Annotated in this window: 15 protein-coding genes and 1 pseudogene; 5 read left to right on the top strand and 11 right to left on the bottom strand. The window is 72.5% G+C overall.

Translation table 11 applies throughout. The annotated features are described in order from the left end of the window. Positions 1-27: 27 nt before the first annotated feature. A complete protein-coding gene (locus H0E84_RS15415; RefSeq protein WP_180679533.1) occupies positions 28-924 on the top strand; it encodes a hypothetical protein in 897 nt (298 codons plus the stop codon). A 15-nt stretch (positions 925-939) separates the two neighbouring features. Here the strand turns inward: H0E84_RS15415 and H0E84_RS15410 are convergent, their stop codons facing one another. After that, positions 940-1,701, bottom strand: coding sequence for a DUF72 domain-containing protein (locus H0E84_RS15410; protein ID WP_180679532.1), 762 nt, complete (start codon positions 1,699-1,701; stop codon positions 940-942). 165 nt (positions 1,702-1,866) lie between these two features. On the opposite strand from H0E84_RS15410, the pseudogene H0E84_RS15405 reads away from it, so the two are divergent. After that, positions 1,867-2,112 (top strand): annotated as a pseudogene (locus H0E84_RS15405) (endonuclease); the annotation flags it as partial. A gap of 180 nt (positions 2,113-2,292) precedes the next feature. Here H0E84_RS15405 and H0E84_RS15400 read toward each other — a convergent pair. The 3 genes from H0E84_RS15400 to H0E84_RS15390 all read right to left on the bottom strand — a co-directional run bounded on the left by H0E84_RS15400 (position 2,293) and on the right by H0E84_RS15390 (position 6,507). Beyond that, positions 2,293-3,546, bottom strand: a complete 1,254-nt coding sequence (locus H0E84_RS15400; protein WP_345776327.1) for a serine hydrolase domain-containing protein — start codon at positions 3,544-3,546, stop codon at positions 2,293-2,295. Positions 3,547-4,171: 625 nt separating this feature from the next. Continuing rightward, positions 4,172-5,104 carry a hypothetical protein gene (locus H0E84_RS15395; RefSeq protein WP_180679531.1) on the bottom strand — a complete coding sequence of 311 codons (933 nt, stop codon included), beginning with the start codon at positions 5,102-5,104 and terminating at the stop codon, positions 4,172-4,174. Beyond that, positions 5,104-6,507, bottom strand: coding sequence for a glycosyltransferase family 2 protein (locus tag H0E84_RS15390; protein WP_345776326.1), 1,404 nt, complete (start codon positions 6,505-6,507; stop codon positions 5,104-5,106). Before H0E84_RS15390 ends, H0E84_RS15395 begins: the two co-directional genes overlap by 1 nt. A 220-nt stretch (positions 6,508-6,727) precedes the next feature. Here H0E84_RS15390 and H0E84_RS15385 point away from each other — a divergent pair, with 220 nt between their 5' ends. Both H0E84_RS15385 and H0E84_RS15380 read left to right on the top strand, forming a co-directional pair. Beyond that, on the top strand, positions 6,728-7,372 hold the full coding sequence (locus H0E84_RS15385; RefSeq protein ID WP_180679530.1) for a DUF5671 domain-containing protein: 645 nt from the start codon (positions 6,728-6,730) through the stop codon (positions 7,370-7,372). Further along, positions 7,369-7,806 (top strand): hypothetical protein, encoded by a 438-nt coding sequence (locus H0E84_RS15380; RefSeq protein WP_180679529.1) that lies wholly within the window; start codon positions 7,369-7,371, stop codon positions 7,804-7,806. The genes H0E84_RS15385 and H0E84_RS15380 overlap by 4 nt, the downstream gene beginning before the upstream one ends. Positions 7,807-7,824: 18 nt before the next feature. Here the strand turns inward: H0E84_RS15380 and ligD are convergent, their stop codons facing one another. The 5 genes from ligD to H0E84_RS15355 all read right to left on the bottom strand — a co-directional run bounded on the left by ligD (position 7,825) and on the right by H0E84_RS15355 (position 12,606). Further along, complete coding sequence (gene ligD / locus H0E84_RS15375; RefSeq protein WP_180679528.1) at positions 7,825-10,422, bottom strand: DNA ligase D; 2,598 nt, start codon at positions 10,420-10,422, stop codon at positions 7,825-7,827. Between the two features lie 9 nt (positions 10,423-10,431). Beyond that, positions 10,432-10,614: a hypothetical protein gene (locus tag H0E84_RS15370; RefSeq protein WP_180679527.1), complete on the bottom strand. Its 183-nt coding sequence runs from the start codon at positions 10,612-10,614 to the stop codon at positions 10,432-10,434. 104 nt (positions 10,615-10,718) lie between these two features. After that, complete coding sequence (locus H0E84_RS15365) at positions 10,719-11,048, bottom strand: J domain-containing protein (RefSeq protein ID WP_180679526.1); 330 nt, start codon at positions 11,046-11,048, stop codon at positions 10,719-10,721. Beyond that, positions 11,039-11,752, bottom strand: coding sequence for a hypothetical protein (locus H0E84_RS15360; protein ID WP_180679525.1), 714 nt, complete (start codon positions 11,750-11,752; stop codon positions 11,039-11,041). Before H0E84_RS15360 ends, H0E84_RS15365 begins: the two co-directional genes overlap by 10 nt. Continuing rightward, entirely contained in the window at positions 11,749-12,606 is an 858-nt protein-coding gene (locus tag H0E84_RS15355) for a DUF2167 domain-containing protein (RefSeq protein WP_180679524.1), read from the bottom strand. The genes H0E84_RS15360 and H0E84_RS15355 overlap by 4 nt, the downstream gene beginning before the upstream one ends. Positions 12,607-12,962: 356 nt before the next feature. Between H0E84_RS15355 and H0E84_RS15350 the strand changes: the two genes are divergently transcribed. After that, a complete protein-coding gene (locus tag H0E84_RS15350; protein WP_180679523.1) occupies positions 12,963-15,992 on the top strand; it encodes a ligand-binding sensor domain-containing diguanylate cyclase in 3,030 nt (1,009 codons plus the stop codon). Between the two features lie 33 nt (positions 15,993-16,025). Here the strand turns inward: H0E84_RS15350 and H0E84_RS15345 are convergent, their stop codons facing one another. Together H0E84_RS15345 and H0E84_RS15340 are read right to left on the bottom strand one after the other, a co-directional pair. After that, positions 16,026-16,409: an EF-hand domain-containing protein gene (locus H0E84_RS15345; protein ID WP_180679522.1), complete on the bottom strand. Its 384-nt coding sequence runs from the start codon at positions 16,407-16,409 to the stop codon at positions 16,026-16,028. A gap of 256 nt (positions 16,410-16,665) precedes the next feature. Beyond that, positions 16,666-18,912: a pre-peptidase C-terminal domain-containing protein gene (locus H0E84_RS15340; protein WP_180679521.1), complete on the bottom strand. Its 2,247-nt coding sequence runs from the start codon at positions 18,910-18,912 to the stop codon at positions 16,666-16,668. Positions 18,913-18,979 lie beyond the last annotated feature (67 nt).

Here is an 18,979-nt window from a genome sequence, read left to right as displayed (position 1 = left end):
TATGTCCAACTCCATAGGGAAACCAGGATGAAGCCTTCAGGGACGATCTTGTTCGGCTGCTGTCTCTCCATGCTGCTGCTGGGGGCATGTACCCGCGGTGTCCCCGAGCAGGGGGAGGCCGGCGCCCCGGCACCGCAGGCGGGGACTGCGGACGGGACCGGGACCGCGGATGGCGTGGCGGCGCTGCCGGCGGGGCCGGCGGCGGGCATTGCGGAACTGCCGACGGGCACAGACGCGCCCACCGCGGAGCCAAGCGACGGGCCGCCGTGGGCAGAACAGGACTCCGGTGCCGGCCTCCCGCCCGCCGAAGCCGGACCAACGGACGGTGCGGCCGGCGGCAGCGAGGGCGAAGGCGCCTCGAGGTTCGTGGCCGCCGAGGTGCCCGAGAGCACCGCGGTGCTGCCGCCGTTCCCGCTGCTGGAGGCGCCGGAGGGCCTGCAGAGCGCGTACCGCGAGACCGAGCGGGAGATGGCGCACGACGGCCAGTACTTCCTCGCCGGCGACCGCGCGCTGCTGGTGGAGGGGCGCATCTTCCGCGACAAGTTCCATCTCGGTCGCGATCCCGAACGCCCCTACACCGCGCTGCAGTTCCATCGCCACTACGCCGATGCCGTCGCGGCGCTGGGCGGACGGCGCATCGACCGGGTGCAGTACACCCGCGATGTGGCGGCCGCCGCCGGCGGGCGCTCGGCGATCGAGAAGCACCAGCACGGTGCGGTGGCGGTGCCCGAATACCGCCACGACAGCTATCTGTTGCGCAACGGCGGGCGCGAGTACTGGATCGACGTCAGCACCGGCGCCATCCCGCTGCACGGCTACGTGGTGGTACTCGAGCGCGAAGCCGATGGCGCGGCAGGCGCCGGCGAGGACGAGTCCGGCGCCGAGGCCGGAATCGGCACCTCCGCGGGTCCGGGCGGCGGATAGCGCAGCCGCCGACCCTCAGCGGCGGTCCGCCAGGGCCTGGAAGGATGCGGCATCGGTGGTGGCGTGGCCGTGCGCGGTGTTGTCGAAGACCACCCAGGCTTCCGCATCGCCCGGGGTCGCGTGCGCGACGGCCGCCGCCAGTTCGCGCAGCGCCGGCTCGCCGTAGGCGCTGTAGTAGATGCGCGGCGCGCCGTGCCAGCGCCAGTAGCGCACCGCGCCTTCGCCGGTCGCGGCCGCCGCCTCCGGAACGCGCGCCGGATCGGCGGCGACCCGCGCGATCCGGTGGCGCGCCCACAGGGCATCGCGTTCCGGCGCGAACCAGCTGGGATGCCGCGGCTCGCACGCCACCGCACCGTCCCAGCGCCGCCGCAGCATGGCGAAGAACGTGGCGGCCGCGCGTGCATCGAACGCCAGGCTCGGCGGTAGCTGGACCAGCAGGCAGCCCAGCTTCCCGCCCAGCCCGCCGGCCTGGGCGAGGAAGGCGTCCAGCAGCGGCCCGGCACGCTGCAGGCGCAGCTCGTGGGTGATCGTGCGCGGCAGCTTGACCGAGAAGCGGAAGTCGTCGGGAACCGTGTCGGTCCAGCGCGCATAGGTGGCGTGGCGATGCGGGCGGTAGAACGAGGAGTTGATCTCCACGGTATCGAAGCGCGTCGCGTAGCGCGCCAGCATGCTGTCCCCCGCGCCGAACAGGTGTCGGTGCGCGGACGCGATCGACCAGCCGGCGCAGCCGATGCGGAGGCGGGCCGCGCTGCGGTGTGGAACGGATCGACGGGACATGCGGAGCACCTGCGGGCGGCACGGAGATGGCAGCCGACGCGCGGTGGTGATTGCGTGAAACGCCCGCCCCGGCGACCCGACTGCGGCGGGGAGACGGGTGCCGCGCGGTCGACGTCCGCCTCACCGGGGCGCCCGGAATACTGCGGCGATGCCGTAGGGCCCGGCGTCCATCCCGAAAGCCGCATCGGCGCGTTGCCGCCGCGCAAGCTGTCCGAACTGATCGACCAGGCGCGCGAGTACAGCTTCGATTTCCTGCGCTGGAAGCGCGAGTTCGTGCTGAAGAAGCACTACCAGGTGCATACGAAAACCATCTGCCCGCGCGACGGGCAGCGCCTGCAGTACCGCAAGCAACTCGGCCGCGCACAGCGCCGCGCATTCTGGTGCGCGGCCTGCCAGCGGCTCTACGAATAGCGCCGCTCCACCGGAGCCACCCGCGGCCTTCGCGGCCATGGGCCGCTCCTACAGGCCATGTGGCGCGACGCTCCCCCTGTAGGAGCGTGCCATGCACGCGAAAGCCGACGCGGCCGGAGACACCGGGAATCGCCGCCAGCCCGGCCGGAACCTCGCGCGGCGTTCCCGGCGCCGCGGCGCTTACGGATCAGTAGCGGGCGCCGGATCGGCGAGGACCAGGGATTCCCGCGCCATCCGCTCCTCGATGGCGGTGAACGCGGAATGCTCGCCCGGCGGCGCGTCTGGCATGCCGGTGACGAAGTAGGCCACGCCGGTGCCCGCGTCGCGATCCACCCACAGTCCGGACAGCAGGCCATAGGCCGATCCCGCGTGGCCGACGCGCGCCACGCCGTCGCCGAACGGATCGTCGCGGCAACCCTCGCGCGGCGTGGCCAGGATCTGCACCGCCAGCCCGTAGCGGCACTGGAAGCCCGGCCGCGACTGGCCGCTGTCGTCCTCCTCGAAGGTGGTGCCGTTGCCGGGCGCGGCGGTCCAGTGCGGCCGCACCAGCGCCTGCACGGAGTCCGGCGACAGCAGGCGCACCCCGTCGATGCTGCCGTCGCCGAGCAGCAGGCGCCCGATCCTGGCCAGGCCGGCGGCGGAGATGCGCAGGCCGCCCTGGGGCGCGAACATCGCGCCGTTGACGCCCAGGCGCCACTGCGAAAGATCGCAACTGCCGTCGTTCGCCGGCAGTACCGGGCAGTCGGGGCGCCCGCCGCGGTGGTCGTCGCGCACCGGGTTGCCGTCGCCGTCGTAGAGCACCACGGCACGCGCGGCGACGGCATCGTCGCAGCCGGCCCAGTTGAAGCAGCCGACGATGCCCAGCGGGTCCAGCACCAGGCGTTCCATCAGCCGGTCGAAACGTTCGCCGGTGGCGTTCTCCATTGCCGCGGCAACCAGCGGGAAGTTGAGGTTGGCGTAGCGGTAGTAGCCGCCCGGCGGGTGCGCCTGGTCCCAGGCGCGCGGATCCTGCGGGATGTCCCGCAGCGCGCCGTCCAGCGGCACCCCCCAGTAGCCGGCGGCGTCGGTGAGGCTGGAGCGGTGCGAGAGCAGCAGCCGCAGGCTGATCGGCCGGTCCGGAAACGCCGGGTTGCGCAGCGTCCAGCCGAGCAGGCCGGAGACGTCGGCATCGAGATCCAGTTGTTCCTGCTCGACCAGGCGCATCGCCGCGATCGCGACGACCAGTTTCGAGATCGACGCCACGCGCACCGGATCGTCGGCGTCGATCGCGCGCCCGGCGGCGACGTCCGCCAGGCCCTCGGTGCGGGTGGCGATGATGCCGTCGCGGTCGAAGGCGACGCGGACCGCCGCCACCGGCTCGCCGGCGTGCGCCGCGGACAAGGGGCCGGCAAGGGCGACGGCGAACAGCAGGAGGGGCAATGGGCGCAGCGGCACGGAGGGCCTCCTTCGGCGGGTACGGGGACGCGGCGGCGGCGGTCGCCGCGGATGGTCTCAACGATGGCCGCGGACGGGGCCGGGCGCAAGCCGCAGCCTGCGCCTGAGCGCGCGAGCGCCGCCGCCGCTCAACACGGGCGGCCGCGAGCAGCAGCTGAATGCCAGCCGAGCGGGGATGGATTCCGGTCGCAGGCGCGCTTGGCTTGCGGTCGGTCGTGGCTCAAGGTGTGTTCGTTGCCACCAGACCCGACCGGTCTGCAGCCAAGGAGCGATGCGATGCGAACGGAGATGACGACCGCGCTGATCTGCCTGCTGCCGTTGACGACGGCCTCGGCGCAGCCCCACATCGAGGAGCGTGTGTTCACCCAGGCCGGCGAGCTGTAGCACTGGTGCAGGGAAGAGGCCGAGGCCTGGTACGTCGGCCGCGGCATCACCCCCTACCAGTGGCGCGGTACCTACAACGATCGCGGCAACCTGCTGCAGGTGCGGGGACGCCTGCGCGCCGATGGCCAGGACGTGGAGGTGGAGTGTCGAGTGGCCCGCAACGCGCGCGAGCGCTACGCGTCGATCGCGATCGACGATCCGGAGTTCTGAAAACGCCGCGCCGCCGAGGGCGCGGCGCCGCTCAGAACGCGGTCACCGCTTCCAGCATCAGGTAGCGGTAGCTGTAGCTGCCGGCCCCGGTGCTCGTGGCCACCGGCGTGTCGGAATAGCCGGCGTCCAGCCGCAGCCAGCTCTGCTTCCAGCGCGGCGTCTCCAGCCCGACCTGGACCATGCGCGCGCGCTTCCAGTCGTCGTCTGCGCTGCGCTGGCGGCCGATGCCGGCGGCCGCTCGCCAGGTGTAGCCGCCGATCACGCGGCGCAGGGCCAGCACGCCCAGGGCCTCGCCGTACCACTCGGGCGAGTAGTAGTCGCCGGCGTAGGGCTCGCTGTTGCGGTAGTAGCGGGTGCGCAGTTGCAGGCTGATGCCCTGTTCCGGCAGCAGCGCATGCACCAGGTTGCCGCGCAGGTGGGTGCGCAGGTTGTCGTCGCCGAAGTCCTGCAGGCCCGCCAGCAAGGTGCCGCTCAGGCGCCCGCCGAGCGGCTGGTCGATGGCGGCGCCGGCGAAGGTGGACATGCGGCCGAGCTCGGTCCCGCCACGGGTCTCGAGCAGATCGCGCTCGACGAACAGTTCGCGGCGGTGCGGGCCCTCGGTGTGTAGCGATGCGCTGCCGATCAGGTCGTCGCCGTTGCTGCCCACCCGCGCCTGCCAGCGCCAGGTGTCGTCGGTGGTCTCGCCGGTGCCGAAGGTGCCGCCGGCGTTGAGGTACGCGCGCTGCTCGCTGTGCGACCAGCCGTCGCCCGAGAAGCGCGCATGCTCGACATCCACCCCGGTCCAGTGCTCGCGGTCGGTGCGGGTCCAGTCCCAGCCCAGCGAGGTCTTCCAGGTTTCGTTGCCGTCGGCGTCGGAGCTGGCGAACACACGCGGGCGCAGCGCCGTGAATTGGTCTTCGGCGAGCGCGGGCGCGTGCGGCAGCAGTGCGAGGGCCAACGCGGCCAGGAGCAGTCGACGGTCCATCACTTGGTCCCCCAGTTCTTGCGCAGGCGCAGCAGTTCGGCGGTGTAGCCCATCACGCAGACCGGCTGCAGCAGCATGGTGTAGCAGAGCGAGTACAGCAGGAATCCACGGATGTTGCGGCGGACCTTGAGGTTCTGGGACTTGAACATCCCCGACTGCACGCGGAAGATCACCAGGTTCCAGATCGCCGCCAGCGGCAGCACCAGCAGAGTCATCACGCCGGCGATCCAGTAGTAGCCGAACAGCGCCAGGACCAGGCCCGGCAGGAACGCCAGGGTGAAGACCAGGTCCAGCGGAAGGAACAGCAGGTTCCACCAGATGAACAGCGTGGTCATGCGCGGCTTCACCAGCAGGCTGCCGTGGCGCGCGAACGCCTCCATCAGGCCGCGCGACCAGCGCCGGCGCTGGCGCGCGAACTGCCGCACGGTGTCCGGCACCTGGGTGAACAGGCAGGCGTCCTCGCAGTAGCCCACCCGCGCGCCGGTGCGCAGCAGCGCCCACGACAGCACGATGTCCTCGCCCACGCATTCGGGCCAGGCGCCGACTTCGATCAGGGCGGTGCGCGTGTACAGCGAGAACGCACCCTGCGCCACCAGGGTGCCGTGGTACATGCTCTGCATCCGCTTGACCGCGGCGATGCCATGGAAGTAGTCCCATTCCTGGGCGCGGGTGAGCCAGTTCTGGCGAGAATTGCGCACCAGCACGCAGCCGGCCACGGCGACGGTGCCGGGCGGGTCGGACAGGAATCGCTCGACCAGCTTGCGCAGCGCATCGCGGCGCAGATAGGAATCGGCGTCGATGGTGACCACCAGTTCCTGGGTGGTCGCGGCCAGTCCGGCGTTGAGCGCGCGCGCCTTGCCGCCGTTGGCCGGCATCGCCAGCACCCGCTGAAGCATGCCCGGGCGCGATCGATGCCCGGCCTCGTCGCGGGCGATCTCCAGGCTGCCGTCGGTGGAGCCGTCGTCGATGACCAGCACCTCGACGTCGCCGGGGTAGTCCTGGTCGGCCAGGCTGCGCAGCGTGTCGGCGATGGTGGCGCGTTCGTTGTAGCTGGCCACCAGCACACAGAGATCGGGGTAGTGCGCGATCGTGCGCCGTGGCGGCCTGCGGTCGGCCAACATCGAGCCGACCAGGAAGGCGTTCATGAACCCGGGCACGTAGGCGATGAAGGCGATAATGAACAGCGCCAGCCAGAACCCGGCCACCGTCGACAGGCCGTCCAGCCAGGGGCGCGAGAGCCAGACGCTGAGTGCGGCCCAGGCCAGCGCCACCACCAGGATCAGCGCGAACTTCGCCGGCACCGGGACGTAGAACCGGCGCCGGGGCGCGACTTCGGCGATCGGGCCGGGCTCGGAAGGCGGCAGGTCCTCGACGAGAGGGGAGGGCGCGACGCGATCGAGCACGGCAAGCTCCGGAACAGGGATGGGGTTCCCGGTACATCCAAGAATCGTGCCAATTAGTGAGAACTACGTCACAGGCTCATCGGACGCCCCGTGCCCGACTTCCATACGTCGGCGTATGACGCACTGCGTCATCGGCGGCCGGCGAGGTGACCGTCCGCGGCACTCCGCGGGCGGGCGCCGGCTGCTAGGCTCGCGGCAACCAATCGAATCAAGGGCAGGCATGGCGGCGGCAACCCGGGATCTGGAACTGTTCGTGCGCGAGGCCCTCGGCAGGGGGGAGTCGCGCGAGGCCATCGCAGGGGCGCTGGCCGCGGCGGGATGGCCGCCCGAGCAGGCGCGGGCGGCGCTCGATGCCTACGCCGAGGTGGCCTTCCCGGTGCCGGTGCCCAGGCCGCGGCCGTACCTGTCGCCGCGCGAGGCGTTCCTCTATCTGGTGCTGTTCGCCACCCTGTACGTCTCCGCCTTCCATCTCGGCAGCCTGCTGTTCGACCTGATCACGCGGGCGTTCCCGGACCCCGCCGACGGCGAGTTCGTCGTCAACAGGCTTGCGCGTTCGATGCGGTGGTCCACCGCATCGGTGCTGATCGCGTTCCCGGTGTTCCTCTACGTCGCTCATTTGCTGGGCCGGGAGCTGGCGCGCAGCCCGGTCAAGCGGCTGTCGGCGGTGCGCCGCTGGCTGACCTACCTCACCCTGTTCATCGCCGCCGCGGTGCTGGTGGGGGACATGATCGCGCTGGTCTACAACCTGCTCGGGGGTGAGCTGACGACGCGCTTCGTGCTGAAGGTGCTGGTGGCGGCGGCGATCGCCGGCACGGTATTCGGCTACTACCTCGGCGATCTGCGCCGCGAGGAGCGTGAGCCTTGAAGGAGACGGGCTCCGCCGGTCGCACGCTGGCGATCGTCGCCGTTGCCGTCGTCGTCGCCACGGTGGCCGCCGCGATCCGGGTGATGGGCGGGCCGGCCGCCCAGCGCGAGGCGAAGCTGGACGTCCGGCGCGTGGACGATCTGCAGCGCATCGCGATGCTCGTGGACATGCGCGTCCGCCACGGCGAGGCGCTTCCGGCGGACCTTCCGGCGCTGGCGGTCCGTCCCGGCACCCGGGTGGCGCTGCTCGACCCCGCCGGCGTGCCCTACGAATACCAGCCGACCGGCGGCCGCGGCTATCGCCTGTGCGCGGACTTCTCCACCGATACCGCCATCACCCCGGAAGCCTGGCGGGGCGACGAATGGGCCCACGGCGCCGGGCGGCAGTGCTTCGAGCGCACCGCTCCGGTCCCGCGCGCCGACCGCACCCCGTAGGGGTGCCGAGCACCGCGCCTACGGGGAGCGGTCGTCGGCCCAGCGGGCCAGGTTCTGTTTCACCTTGTCGATGCCCGCCCACGGGTCCTTGCGTCGCCGCTTCAGCCGCGCCGGCACGTCCTTGATGGTGAAGGCGTCGCCGCACTTGAGCCGCGGCAGTTCGCTCCAGGCGAGCGGAAGCGCCACCGGGGCGCCGGCGCGCGCGCGCAGCGAGTACGAGGCCACGCTGGTGGCACCGCGGCTGTTGCGCAGGTAGTCGACGAAGATCTTCTTCGGCCGCAGCTTCAGGGTGGCGACGGAGACGAAGCGGCGCGGCTCGGAGCGCGCCAGCGCGTCGGCGAAGCCGTGCGCGAACCGCTTCACCAGGTCCCATTGGCAGCCCGGGTCCAGGGGCACCACCACGTGCAGGCCCTTGCCGCCGGTGCTGCGCAGGAACGATTCGAGCTCGAGCTGCTCCAGCAGTCTGCGCACGTGGGTCGCCGCGCGCTTGACCTCGGCGAAGGGCACTCCCGGTCCCGGATCCAGATCGAACACCACCCGGTCGGCCAGATCCGGGCTGTCCGCACGCGCCCCCCACGGATGGAACTCCAGCGCGTTGAACTGCACCAGCTCCATCAGCCCGGCAGCGTCCTCCACCACCAGGTAGTTGGCGTTGTTGCCGGCCTCCTCCTTGAGCCGCGCGAACGACACCAGCTCCAGCCCGGGCGTGTGATGCTTCTGGAAGAAGCACGGCTTCTCCGCGCCGCCGGGGCAGCGGATGATCGACAGCGGGCGTCCGGCGATCTCGGGCAACAGCCGATCCATCACCGCCAGGTAGTAGTCGGCCACGTCCTGCTTGGTGGCGCGGATGTCGGGAAAGATCAGCTTGCCCGGGCTGCTCAGCCGCGGTGCGGCGCGCGCCGGCGCCTTGCGCGACGCGCTTTTGCTCGTTGCGCCCTCGACCGAGCGGGCGGCGGCCTTGCCGCGGGTTCCTTGGGGGCCCTTTCGATGCGGCCTTGCCCCGCCGGGGCCGCCCCCGCCGCGATCGGAGTCGGCCAGGTCCGCGACGTCCTTGTCCGCCCGCACCGCCTTCAGCGACGGCTGGCGCAGCAGCCCCTGGCTGCCCGTCCCGCGCGCATACACCTCCACCACGAAGCGCGGCGCGAACCATTTCGCGGTGCGCAGGTCGGTGTCGTGCGGCGGCACGTGCACCGTCGGCTCGCTGCGACCGGCCTTGCCGATGCGTTCGCTCAGTTCGGCGATGAGTGCGTCGCTGAAGCCGGTGCCGACGCGTCCGGCATAGGTCCAGCCGTGTTGCGGGTCCGGCCGCGCCAGCAGCAGCGAGCCGAAGCCGTTGCGCCGGCCCTTGGGCGCGGTGTAGCCGACCACCGCATACTCGTTGCTGAGCAGCTGCTTGGTCTTGCGCCACTCGTCGCCGCGGCCCGGATGATGCGGGCGGTCGCCGCGCTTGGAGATGATGCCCTCGAAGTGGCGTTCGGCGGCCAGCGCATGGGCGGCCGCGCCGTCGCCTTCGATGTGCGAACTGTAGGCGAGGTGCGGCGGCGGTTTTCCCAGCACCTGCTGCAGCAGGGCCTTGCGCTCGACCAGGGGCGCGGCGGACACGTCGACGCCGTCGAGGTGCAGCAGGTCGAACAGCACATAGGCGAGCGCGCCCTGCTTCTCGCCGGAGAGCGTCGCCTGCAGCAGGCTGAAATCCTCGCGGCTGCCCTGGCCGGCGATCAGTTCGCCGTCGAGCGCGGCGGAGGTCAGCCGCAGTTGTTCGACCGCGGCGCGGATCTCCGGCACCTTGTCGGTCCACTCCAGCGCATTGCGCGACCACAGCCGCACCGCACCGTCGGCGACGGTGGCGAGGATCCGGTAGCCATCCCATTTCAGTTCATGCAGCCACTGCTCGCCCTGCGGCGGAGACTGGCCGAGACGGGCCAGCTGCGGCACGAACGGACCCTCCGGAGCGCGCGCCTTGCGCGCGCCCGGCAGCTTCGCCGCCGCCTTGCTCCAGTCGCGTTTGCGCCGGCGCGCTGCCGGCGCCACCGTGGTGTGGCGTTGCTTGGCCGGCTTGCCGGCGCCCGCGCGGCGGGCATCGGCCTGCGGCGGCGCGGTGACGTCGGCGAGCAGGTCATCGGCTTCGAGCTTGCCGGCGTATTCGTCCTCCGCCTTGAACAGCAGCCACTGCGGCTGCCGGGCCGCCTTGCCCGACCGCACCAGATGCCAGCCGCCCTTGAGCTTCTCGCCGAACAGTTCGAAGCGCAGATGGCCCTTGGCCAGCTGCGCCTCGGCGTCGCCCTCGGTGGCCCACACGCCGCGGTCGAAGCGGGCGACGTGGCCGCCGCCGTACTGGCCTTTCGGGATCTCGCCCTCGAAACCGGCGTAGTCGACCGGATGGTCCTCCACCTCCACGGCCATGCGCTTGACCTTGGGGTCGTAGCTGGGGCCCTTGGGAACCGCCCAGCTCTTGAGCGCATCACCGATCTGCAGGCGGAAATCGTAGTGGCGGCGGCTGGCATGGTGCAGCTGCACCACGAAGATCGCCCGCTGTCCGTTCGGCAGGCGCTTGCCGGGTTCGGGTTCGCGGGTCTTGCCGAACTGACGCTTGCGCCGGTACTCGGTCAGGCTCATGCCGTGCGGCTACCTGCGCTTCTGGTCTCCGCGATCGCCCTGGCCCGATTCGACGGTGGTCTTCGCCTTCTTGCGCACGTCCTGGGAGAGCGAGCGGCCGAGGTCGTCGCTTTCCTTGATGCGGCCCCGCTCGTCGCGGCGGATCAGCCGCTTGTCGCCGTTGGGCTCGATGAGTTCGCGCTTGGACGCCATGGGTCACCTCTCTTCGGAGAGCGGATGTGCTCCCACCGTGGCGCTGGCGGCATCAAGGAGGCGCGAAAGCCCCCGGCCCCGGCCGCGGCGCAGGCAGGAGGCGTTCAGGCGCGCCGCTTCGGTGCGCGCGTATAGGCGGCATTGAGCCGGCGCGCACGCAGCTCGGCCACGCGGCGGGTCTCGGCATCCAGGGCGGCCACCTTGTCCGGGTGGCACTGGCGGATCTGCCTGCGCCAGGCCGCGACGACCTGCTCGCGGCTGGCGTCCTCCGCCACCCCGAGGACCCGGTGCCAAGGCTCCTCGTCGGAATCGGAGGCGGCGACGGCCGGCCCGGTGTCCGCTTCTTCGGGCGCCGGGCCGGCGAGGAACGCCGACACCAGCCAGTAGCCCAGTCCAAGGCCGCTGGCCAGCACGAGCAGTTCGGTCAGGCCCACGGCAGGCTCTGCTGCAGGTGGCGCCGGCGCGCTTGCAGGCGCGCGCTGCCGTCGGCATGCCCGGCGATCAGGGCGATGCGGCGCTCGATGGCGGCACGCAGCCGCGCCCGTGCGGGGCCGGCCAGGGTGGCCGCTGCGAACGCCACCGGATCTCCGCCGAAACCGCGGCGCAGCCCGAGCCTGCGGACCAGGTTGACGGCATGCGGCGGGCACAGCAGCGCCTCGACCGCCAGCGCCGCGAGTTCGCGGCGTTCCAGCCCGAGCGTCGTGCGGGCGCGCGCCAGCAGCGCCAGCTGCAGGCCGATGGTGGCGTAGACCAGGAACAGCAACGCGGCCAGCAGCAACGCATGCGGGTAGAACAGCAGTGCCGCAGGCAACGCCGCCAGCAGTCCCAGCAGCGCCACGCAGGCCGCTCCGGGTGCGCGCAGCGCCGCCAGGAACGGTTGCAGGCGCTGCGCGTCGGGCGCACCGGCGTCCGCTTCCGCGCCCAGCCAGCTGGCGCGGAAGTGGACGCGTTGCGGCGTCAGCGGGTTGGGCAGGTACAGCTGCCGCCCGCCCAGCTCCAGTGCCGGGCCGATCGCCACGCGCCAGCCGCGCCCGGCCCGCGTCACCACCGCCTCGTCGTAGTGCAGCAGCAGTGCCGAGTCCTGCAGGTACAGCGCGGCCACGGCCACCGCCAGCAGCAGTTCGGCGCTGGCGCTCACCGCTGCCTGTGCCCGCCGGCGCGCTTGCCGAACAGCTTCCGCAACGCCACGCCGACGGCGACGATGCCCACCAGCACAAGCTTCCAGAACTTGGCCAGCGCCACGGCGATCGCCGCGAAGAACCCCTTCTTCGACGCCACCGCGGCGGCGCCGCCGGTGATCAGCGCCGCCAGACCGATTTCGGCGACGTGGTCGCCGGGGCGGAACTCGGCATAGGTCTCGCCGCTGGCGAAGCCGTAGCCGGGCATCAGCCGCTTGAAGTCGGCGATCGACCCCGCCAGCGACTCCGGCTCCGCGACGACGGTGACCTCCATCGCGCCGCGGCGGCCGAGCAGGCGGGTGTTGTAGTTGACCACCTGCGTTTTCGAAGACTCGGACTCGGCCAGGATCGCCCACTCCAGCGCGTTGATCTGCTCGTCGTACTTGGGTTCGAAGGACCATCCCACTACGCGCAGCGTGTCCCAGCCGCGCCGCCGGCGCTCGATGTTGCTGTGCTCGGTCCCTTCGCGCACCGAAGCCAGCAGCGCCGCGGCGTCGAGGTCCTCGTCGTCCTGGACGTAGCCGACCGCGTTGAATGCGAAGAACGCGATCCATTCCAGGTCGTTGGGTGCCACCGTGTACTGGTCGGCGTCGGTGGCCGGGTTCTCCAGCAGTTCGTCGAGCGCACGCGTGCCCTCGGCATCGAGGAAAGCGTAGCCCTCGGGCACCTGGATCGTCGCGCGTCCGGCGATCTCTCCGGTCGTCGGCCCGTGCTGCCACGGCAGGTTGTCGATCGGGTCGTCCTGGGCGAACGCCGCCGTCAACGGCACGAGCAGGGCCATCGCCGCCAGTGCGGCCGCCAGTCGATATCGCATCCTTGTTTCCCCCTGGGTCCTCGTGGCGCCGCCGCATCCGGAGCGCCTCGGTCGCGGACCCGGCATTCCCCAACGCCGCGGGTCCCGCGCCGCCGCGATGGCGCCGCCGGCGCATCTTAGCAGCCAACGCGGGATGCCCGGCGCGGCTTCGGAGCGATCGGCGCGGTGCCGGCTGCCGCCGCCGGTGGGCGGCCATCCGCCGCACCGGGAACCGGCAGCGAGGTCCGGCGGCAGCGCTCAAGTTCCGCGGCGTGCGACCGATAGTGGATGCGTCGCCTTCCCGCCGCTGTGGCGGCCGGAGGCCGGACATGGTGTCCGGAGCGCCCCGGCGGGCGGTCCGGGGGAGATGCGCGGGAATGGCGCGGAACGATCGAATCGCAACGCCAGCGCCCGGCCGCCATCGCCGGGGCGAATCCCTGCGCCGTGCGCCGTCGTGGCGCAGCGCCGCGGCGGTAATCGTCGTGGCGGTGGCCGCGCTGCTGTCGGCGCCGGCCGCGGCGCTCGATCCGGACCGCGCGATCACCCAGTACGTGCTCGACCACTGGGGCACCCGCGAGGGACTGCCGCACGACGTGGTGCGCTCGATCGTGCAGACCCGCGACGGCTACCTGTGGCTCGCGACCCAGGGCGGCCTGGCGCGCTTCGACGGCCACGCGTTCACCGTATTCGACCAGGCCAATACGCCCGAACTGGGCAGCGACGACATCCGCAGCCTGTTCGAAGCCGCCGACGGCACCCTTTGGATCGGGACCCAGGGCGCGGGACTGCTCAGCCTGCGCGACGGCGCCTTCACCCGCTACGGTGTGGCCGATGGTCTCGGCAGCGACCTGGTGCGTTGCGTCCTCGAGACCCGCGACGGCGATCTGTGGATCTGCACCAGCGTGGGGCTGACGCGCCGCCGCGACGGGCGGTTCCGCAACTATACCGCCGCCGACGGCCTGCCCGCGGATGCGATCTACTCGGCCAGGGAAGACGCCGCGGGCACGCTCTGGGTCGGCACGGCGGGCGGCATCGCCCGGATCGACGGCGAGCGCATCGTCGCCTATCGGGCCGGGGAGGAGTTGCCGGCGCGAATGTCGCTGGCGCCGGACATTTCGCTGGCCCGCGACGGCTCGGTGCTCGCCGCCACCTACGGTGGCGGCATCGCCGCGTTCGCCGACGGCAAGGTGCGCATGATCGACAAGCGCGACGCCGGACTGGCCGACGACCGGGTGATGAGCGTGCACGAGGACGGCGACGGCAATCTGTGGGTCGCCACCTACGCAGAAGGCCTGCAGCGCCGCCACGACGGCCGCTGGGAACAGCTCGACGCCACCCTGGGCCTGGCCACCAACCTGATGTACACCCTGTACGAGGACCGGGCCGGCAGTCTCTGGATCGGTACCGCGGGCGGCGGGCTGCACCGCCTGCGCGATGGGCCGGTGCGCACCTGGACCAGCGTCGAGGGTTTGCCGGACGACAAGGTGTTCGCCGTCCACGGCAGCGACGACGGCGGCATCTGGGTGGGGATGGAAGGCGGCGGGGTCAGCCATTTCGACGGCCGGCGCTTCCGCACCCTCACCAGCGCCGACGGGCTGGGCAGCGACAACGTGATTTCGCTCGCCTCGGCGCCCGGCGGCGGGTTGTGGATCGGCACCTTCAACGGCGGCCTCAGCCTGCGCGACGCCAGCGGAATACGCACCTGGACCACCGCCGACGGTCTGCCCGCCAACCAGGTGTTCTGCCTGGCGCAGGACGGCGATGCGCTCTGGGTCGGCACGATGAACGGTCTGGCGCGCATGCGCGACGGGGCGTTCCAGCGTTTCGGTACCGCCGAGGGGCTGGGCGCCAACCATGTCCGCGCGCTGCTGCGCGGGCGCGACGGCGCCATCTGGGTCGGTACCAGCGGCGGCGGCCTGTCGCGGATTCGCGACGACTCGGTGCGCACCTGGTCGACGCCGGACGGACTGCCGGGAAACTACGTCTACGCGCTGTACGAGGATGCGCGCGGCGTGCTGTGGGTGGGCACCAAGGGCGGGGGCCTGGCACGGATCGAACGCGGGAGGATCGCGGGCATCGGCGTCGAGCACGGGCTGGCGGACCAGTCGGTCTACGGAATCATCGGGGACGATGCCGGCAACCTGTGGCTGAGCGGGCCGCGCGGGCTGGCGCGCGCGGCGATCGCCGATCTGGACGCCGTTGCCGCGGGGCGGCTGCCGGCGCTGGTGGTGGAGCGTTTCGAGCGCGGTTCGGGCCTGCGCAGCGGCCACACGGTCGGTGGTGCGCAGCCGGCGGCCTGGAAGGACGGCGACGGCCGGCTCTGGTTCGCCACGTTCGACGGGCTCGCGGCCATCGATCCCACCATCCCCCGGACCGCGCTCGACGCGCCCGCGGTCTACATCGAGACCGTCACGGTCGACGGGACCTCCGTCGCGTTCCCGGCCGGCGCGGGTGCGCCCGCCCGGGCGCTGCCGCCGGGCAGCCACGACCTGGAGATCGCCTATACCGGCGTGGACCTGGCTGCGCCGGAATCGCTGCGCTTCCGCTATCGCCTGGTCGGGCTGGACAGGAACTGGGTGCAGGCGGGCAGCCGCCGCATCGCGTACTTCTCGCGCCTGCCCCCTGGCGCCTACCGCTTCGAACTGATGGTGGCGCGCGACGGCGGCCCCTGGCTGGAGACCGAGGCCGCGTGGAATTTCCGGGTGCTGCCCGCCTGGTACCGGACCTGGTGGTTCGCGGTGCTGGCCGCGCTGGCGCTGGGTGCGCTGGCGGCCGTGTCGTACCGGCTGCGGGTCCGGGTGCTGACCGCGCGCGCACGGATGCTGGCCGACCTGGTGGCCGAGCGGACCCGGGACCTGGAGGCGGCGCGCGCCCGCTTCGAGGAGATGTCGCGTACCGACGCACTGACCGGCCTGCCCAATCGCCGCGACCTGACGCAGCGCCTGGCAAGCGAATGGGCGCGCGCCCAGCGCAAGGGCCTGACGCTGGCCGCGGTGCTGGTCGACGTGGACCACTTCAAGCAGTTCAACGACACCCATGGCCACGCCGCCGGAGACGCCTGCCTGCAGCGGATCGCGGCGGTCCTGCGCGAGGGCGTGGGCCGCGGCAGCGACGTGATCGGGCGCTGGGGCGGCGAGGAGTTCCTGGCGCTGCTGCCCGATACCGAGGCCGAAGGCGCGGAAAGGGTCGGGCGCCGCATCTGCGAAGCGGTCGCGGAGCTGGCGATCCCGCATCCCGCCGCACCGGCCGGCTTCGTCAGCATCAGCGCCGGCGCGGCCGCGGTGCTGGCGGTGGCCGGCGCCAGTGCGGACTCGCTGGTGGCGCGGGCCGACGCCGCGCTGTACCGCGCCAAGGACGAGGGCCGCAACCGGGTGGTGGCGATCGGCGCGCCGCCGATCCTGCTCTGAGTTCCTGGGGCCTGCCGACAGGTCCTGGCGGACCTAGCGGAGCCAGCCGGCCAGTTCGCGGCGGTCGAGCCTGCCGTCCCCGTCGACGTCGACCGCGGCGAATTCGCCGTGCAGGATCGGATGCGCGGCGGCTTCGGCGCGGCCGAGGAAGCCGTCGCCATCGGTGTCGAGGGCCTCGAAGCTGATCCGGTACGCGGCTGACGCGCCCGGGTCGGGCTCGAACGAGCGCACGATGAATTGCTGCTGGCCGGGCTGGCCGAAGGTGACGATGCCGGTCTGGCGCGCGCTGTCGCGCGGCGCCAGGTCGGGCGGCGGCGGCTCGGGCAGCGGCTGGGTACTCACCTGCGCCGGGGCGGCGCCTGAGAGGACGAGCAGCAGGAGCGCGGGAACGAGGCGTCGGGCTTGGAGATCGTGCATGCGCCGACCATACCGTCACGCGTCCGACCAGGCCAGACCCGAGGTCCATGATCGCTCCCGTCCGGCCGGAGATTTCCGTGGCCTTCGCGGCCATGGGCCGCTCCTACGAAGAGCAGCGGCCCGCAAGTCTGTGTAGGAGCGCGCCATGCGCGCGAAGGGCGGCGCCGGCGGATGTACCGGAAATCGCCGCCCACCTTGCCGGAACCACCCGCGGCTTTCGCGGCCATGGGCCGCTCCTGCGAGATCACCGGAGCGATCAGAAGCGCGCCTGCAGGGTGACCCCGGAGAATGCGGACTCGCCGACCACCCGGATGTACCAGCGGCCGGCGGCGGGATGCGCGATGCGCACCTGTTCGTTGTTGCCCGGACGGCTGGAACGACCGTCGTGCCCGTCCGCGCCCGGCGGCTGGCCGTGGCGCAGCTCCAGGCTGACGTCGCCGCGGCCGCCGTAGCTCAGCGCGGTGAGCGCAGCCACGCCTTCCGGCAGCTCGATCGCGTAGATGCGCTCGTCGCCGGCGTCGCCGTCGGGCACCCGCACCGGCACGCGGTTGTCGATCGGCGTGGCGCCGCCGCCGTCGCCCGGGGCGAAGACGTGCACCCCGGAGGCGCCGCCGAGCGCGTACAGCCGGCCGTCCTCCAGCGCGGCCAAGCGCTGCACGCCCTGTTGGCCCAGCGCGGTGAGCCGGGTGCGCACCGGCGCGGTGGGATCCGAGACGTCCAGTTCGTGCAGCCCGTCGATGTCCGCGAACCAGGCACGGTCCAGGCGCTGGGCGACGCGGGTGTACTGATCGTCGCCGCCGCTGTCGTAGCGGCCCACCACCACCGGCGTGGCGGGCTCGGCGATGTCGATCACCTGCAGGCCACCGCCGCAGGCCAGGTACAGCAGCGAGACCTCGGCATCGATCGCCAGGTCGAAGGCGGAGCCGCAGCCGTCGTCAAGATGCGCAGCCTCGACCGGGCTGGCCGGATCCTCGAGGCTGTAGACGCGCAGGCCGCCGGTGGCTGTGCCCGGTTGCCAGCCCTCGGCCAGCCACGCGTGGCCGCCATGGATGCGCAGTGCGTAGGGCTGCGCGTCCAGTGCGCCCTGCCATATCAGCGCCGGCGCGTCCGGGTCGGACACATCGGCGACCCCGAGCGCCCCGCCGTTGGTCCAGCTGGCGACGTAGGCGTGGTTGCCGGCCACGTCCAGCACCGCGGCGAACGGAAACGCCAGGCGGCCGCGTTCGACCGGTGCGGCGGGGTCGGACAGGTCCACGGCGATCAGCCCGTAGCCCCAGGCCGCCAGCCAGGCGGTGTCGCCGGAGATGGCCATCTGCTCGAAGCTGCGGTTCTCGAGGCGCTGCGGCAGGTCCGCGTCGAGACGTGCGACCGGCACCAGGGTGGCCGGATCGTTGACGGTCAGGCCGTAGTTGGCCTGCAGCAGGGCGATGCGGTCGCCGAGCGCCACGATGTCGCGCGCGTCGACGCCGCCGGGCAGCCAGCCGGTGGACAGCCGCTCCGGCGCGGCCGGGACGGCGGTGTCGAGCGCGTGCACCAGGTCGGTCTCGCCCGGCAGCAGCAGCAGCCCGTCCAGGGCCAGGCTGCGACGGGTGCCGAGCGCGAGGATGTCCAGGTGGCCGGCCGCGTGGGGCGCGTCCGGATCGGCGATGTTCCACACGTCCAGGCCCTCGCCCCAGCCGAACGTGTAGACGTGGTCGCCGGCGCGCGCGCCGGCGATGGCCGGCGGGATGTCGATCGCGCCGCGCGGCTGCAGCAGGTCCGGGTCGGAGAGGTCGAACACCGTCAGCCGGTTGCCCACGCCGATCGCGCGCGCCGGCTCGGGCAGCAGGCTGAAGCTGTCCAGGCCGTCGGTGCCGTGGCTGGCGATGCGCCGGGGGGCATCCGGCACGCCCACGTCGTAGAGGTCGAGCACGGTGCCGCCGATCCAGTTGCGGCCGGTCGCGTGGATCGTGTCGCCGTGCGCGACGAGGCGGCTGTACTGGAACGGCACGCTGTCGATCGCGCTGCGGGTGAAGCTGGGCCGTGCCGGGTCGGCCAGGTCCGACACGAACACGCCGCGGTTGTTGTCGAACAGGTACAGGCGCTCGTTGGCCAGCACCAGCCCGAGCGCGAACTTCTGCGCGCCGTCGTCGTAGTCCTGGCTGTCGTCCACCAGCGCCGGCGCGGCCGGGTCGGCCAGCGACCAGGTGGCCACGCCGCTGCTGCCGTCGTGGCCGCGCCAGCTGGCGTAGAGATGGCCGTCGCGACGCACCAGGCCGTTGATCACGCCCCCGACGGGCTCCGACGTTGCCAGGCGCCGCGGCGCCGCTGGATCGGCGTAGTCCCAGGTGGCGACGGTGCGGCCGGTCGGGAAATACACCAGCCTTTCGCTGGCGACCGGGTCGGCCTGCAGTGCGCCACCGCGCAGCAGCGACAGTTCCAGCGGCGCCTGGGCGGCGAGGGCGGCGGGGGCGGTGGCCAGCAGGCAGGCGAGGGCGGCGGCGGGCAGGGTCCTTGGGCTCATGGGGGCATCCTTCGGGGTCGGGGGACGGTGGTCGCCGGCTGCGCGCGGGCTGGGGGAGGATGGCGGC

This window comes from Luteimonas salinisoli (assembly GCF_013425525.1).
Taxonomy (GTDB): Bacteria; Pseudomonadota; Gammaproteobacteria; order Xanthomonadales; family Xanthomonadaceae; genus Luteimonas; species Luteimonas salinisoli.
Note: the sequence above shows the minus strand (reverse complement) of the source record. Positions and strands in the feature narration are given on the sequence as shown.

Bases quoted from the DNA above. Each gene is read 5' to 3' on its own strand.
- H0E84_RS15340 (WP_180679521.1), bottom strand. From the start codon at position 18,912: ATGAGCCCAAGGACCCTGCCCGCCGCCGCCCTCGCCTGCCTGCTGGCC.
- H0E84_RS15415 (WP_180679533.1), top strand. From the start codon at position 28: ATGAAGCCTTCAGGGACGATCTTGTTCGGCTGCTGTCTCTCCATGCTG.
- H0E84_RS15370 (WP_180679527.1), bottom strand. From the start codon at position 10,614: ATGGCGTCCAAGCGCGAACTCATCGAGCCCAACGGCGACAAGCGGCTG.
- H0E84_RS15345 (WP_180679522.1), bottom strand. From the start codon at position 16,409: ATGCACGATCTCCAAGCCCGACGCCTCGTTCCCGCGCTCCTGCTGCTC.
- H0E84_RS15410 (WP_180679532.1), bottom strand. From the start codon at position 1,701: ATGTCCCGTCGATCCGTTCCACACCGCAGCGCGGCCCGCCTCCGCATC.
- H0E84_RS15395 (WP_180679531.1), bottom strand. From the start codon at position 5,104: ATGGACCGTCGACTGCTCCTGGCCGCGTTGGCCCTCGCACTGCTGCCG.
- H0E84_RS15350 (WP_180679523.1), top strand. From the start codon at position 12,963: ATGGCGCGGAACGATCGAATCGCAACGCCAGCGCCCGGCCGCCATCGC.
- H0E84_RS15385 (WP_180679530.1), top strand. From the start codon at position 6,728: ATGGCGGCGGCAACCCGGGATCTGGAACTGTTCGTGCGCGAGGCCCTC.
- H0E84_RS15355 (WP_180679524.1), bottom strand. From the start codon at position 12,606: ATGCGATATCGACTGGCGGCCGCACTGGCGGCGATGGCCCTGCTCGTG.
- ligD (WP_180679528.1), bottom strand. From the start codon at position 10,422: ATGAGCCTGACCGAGTACCGGCGCAAGCGTCAGTTCGGCAAGACCCGC.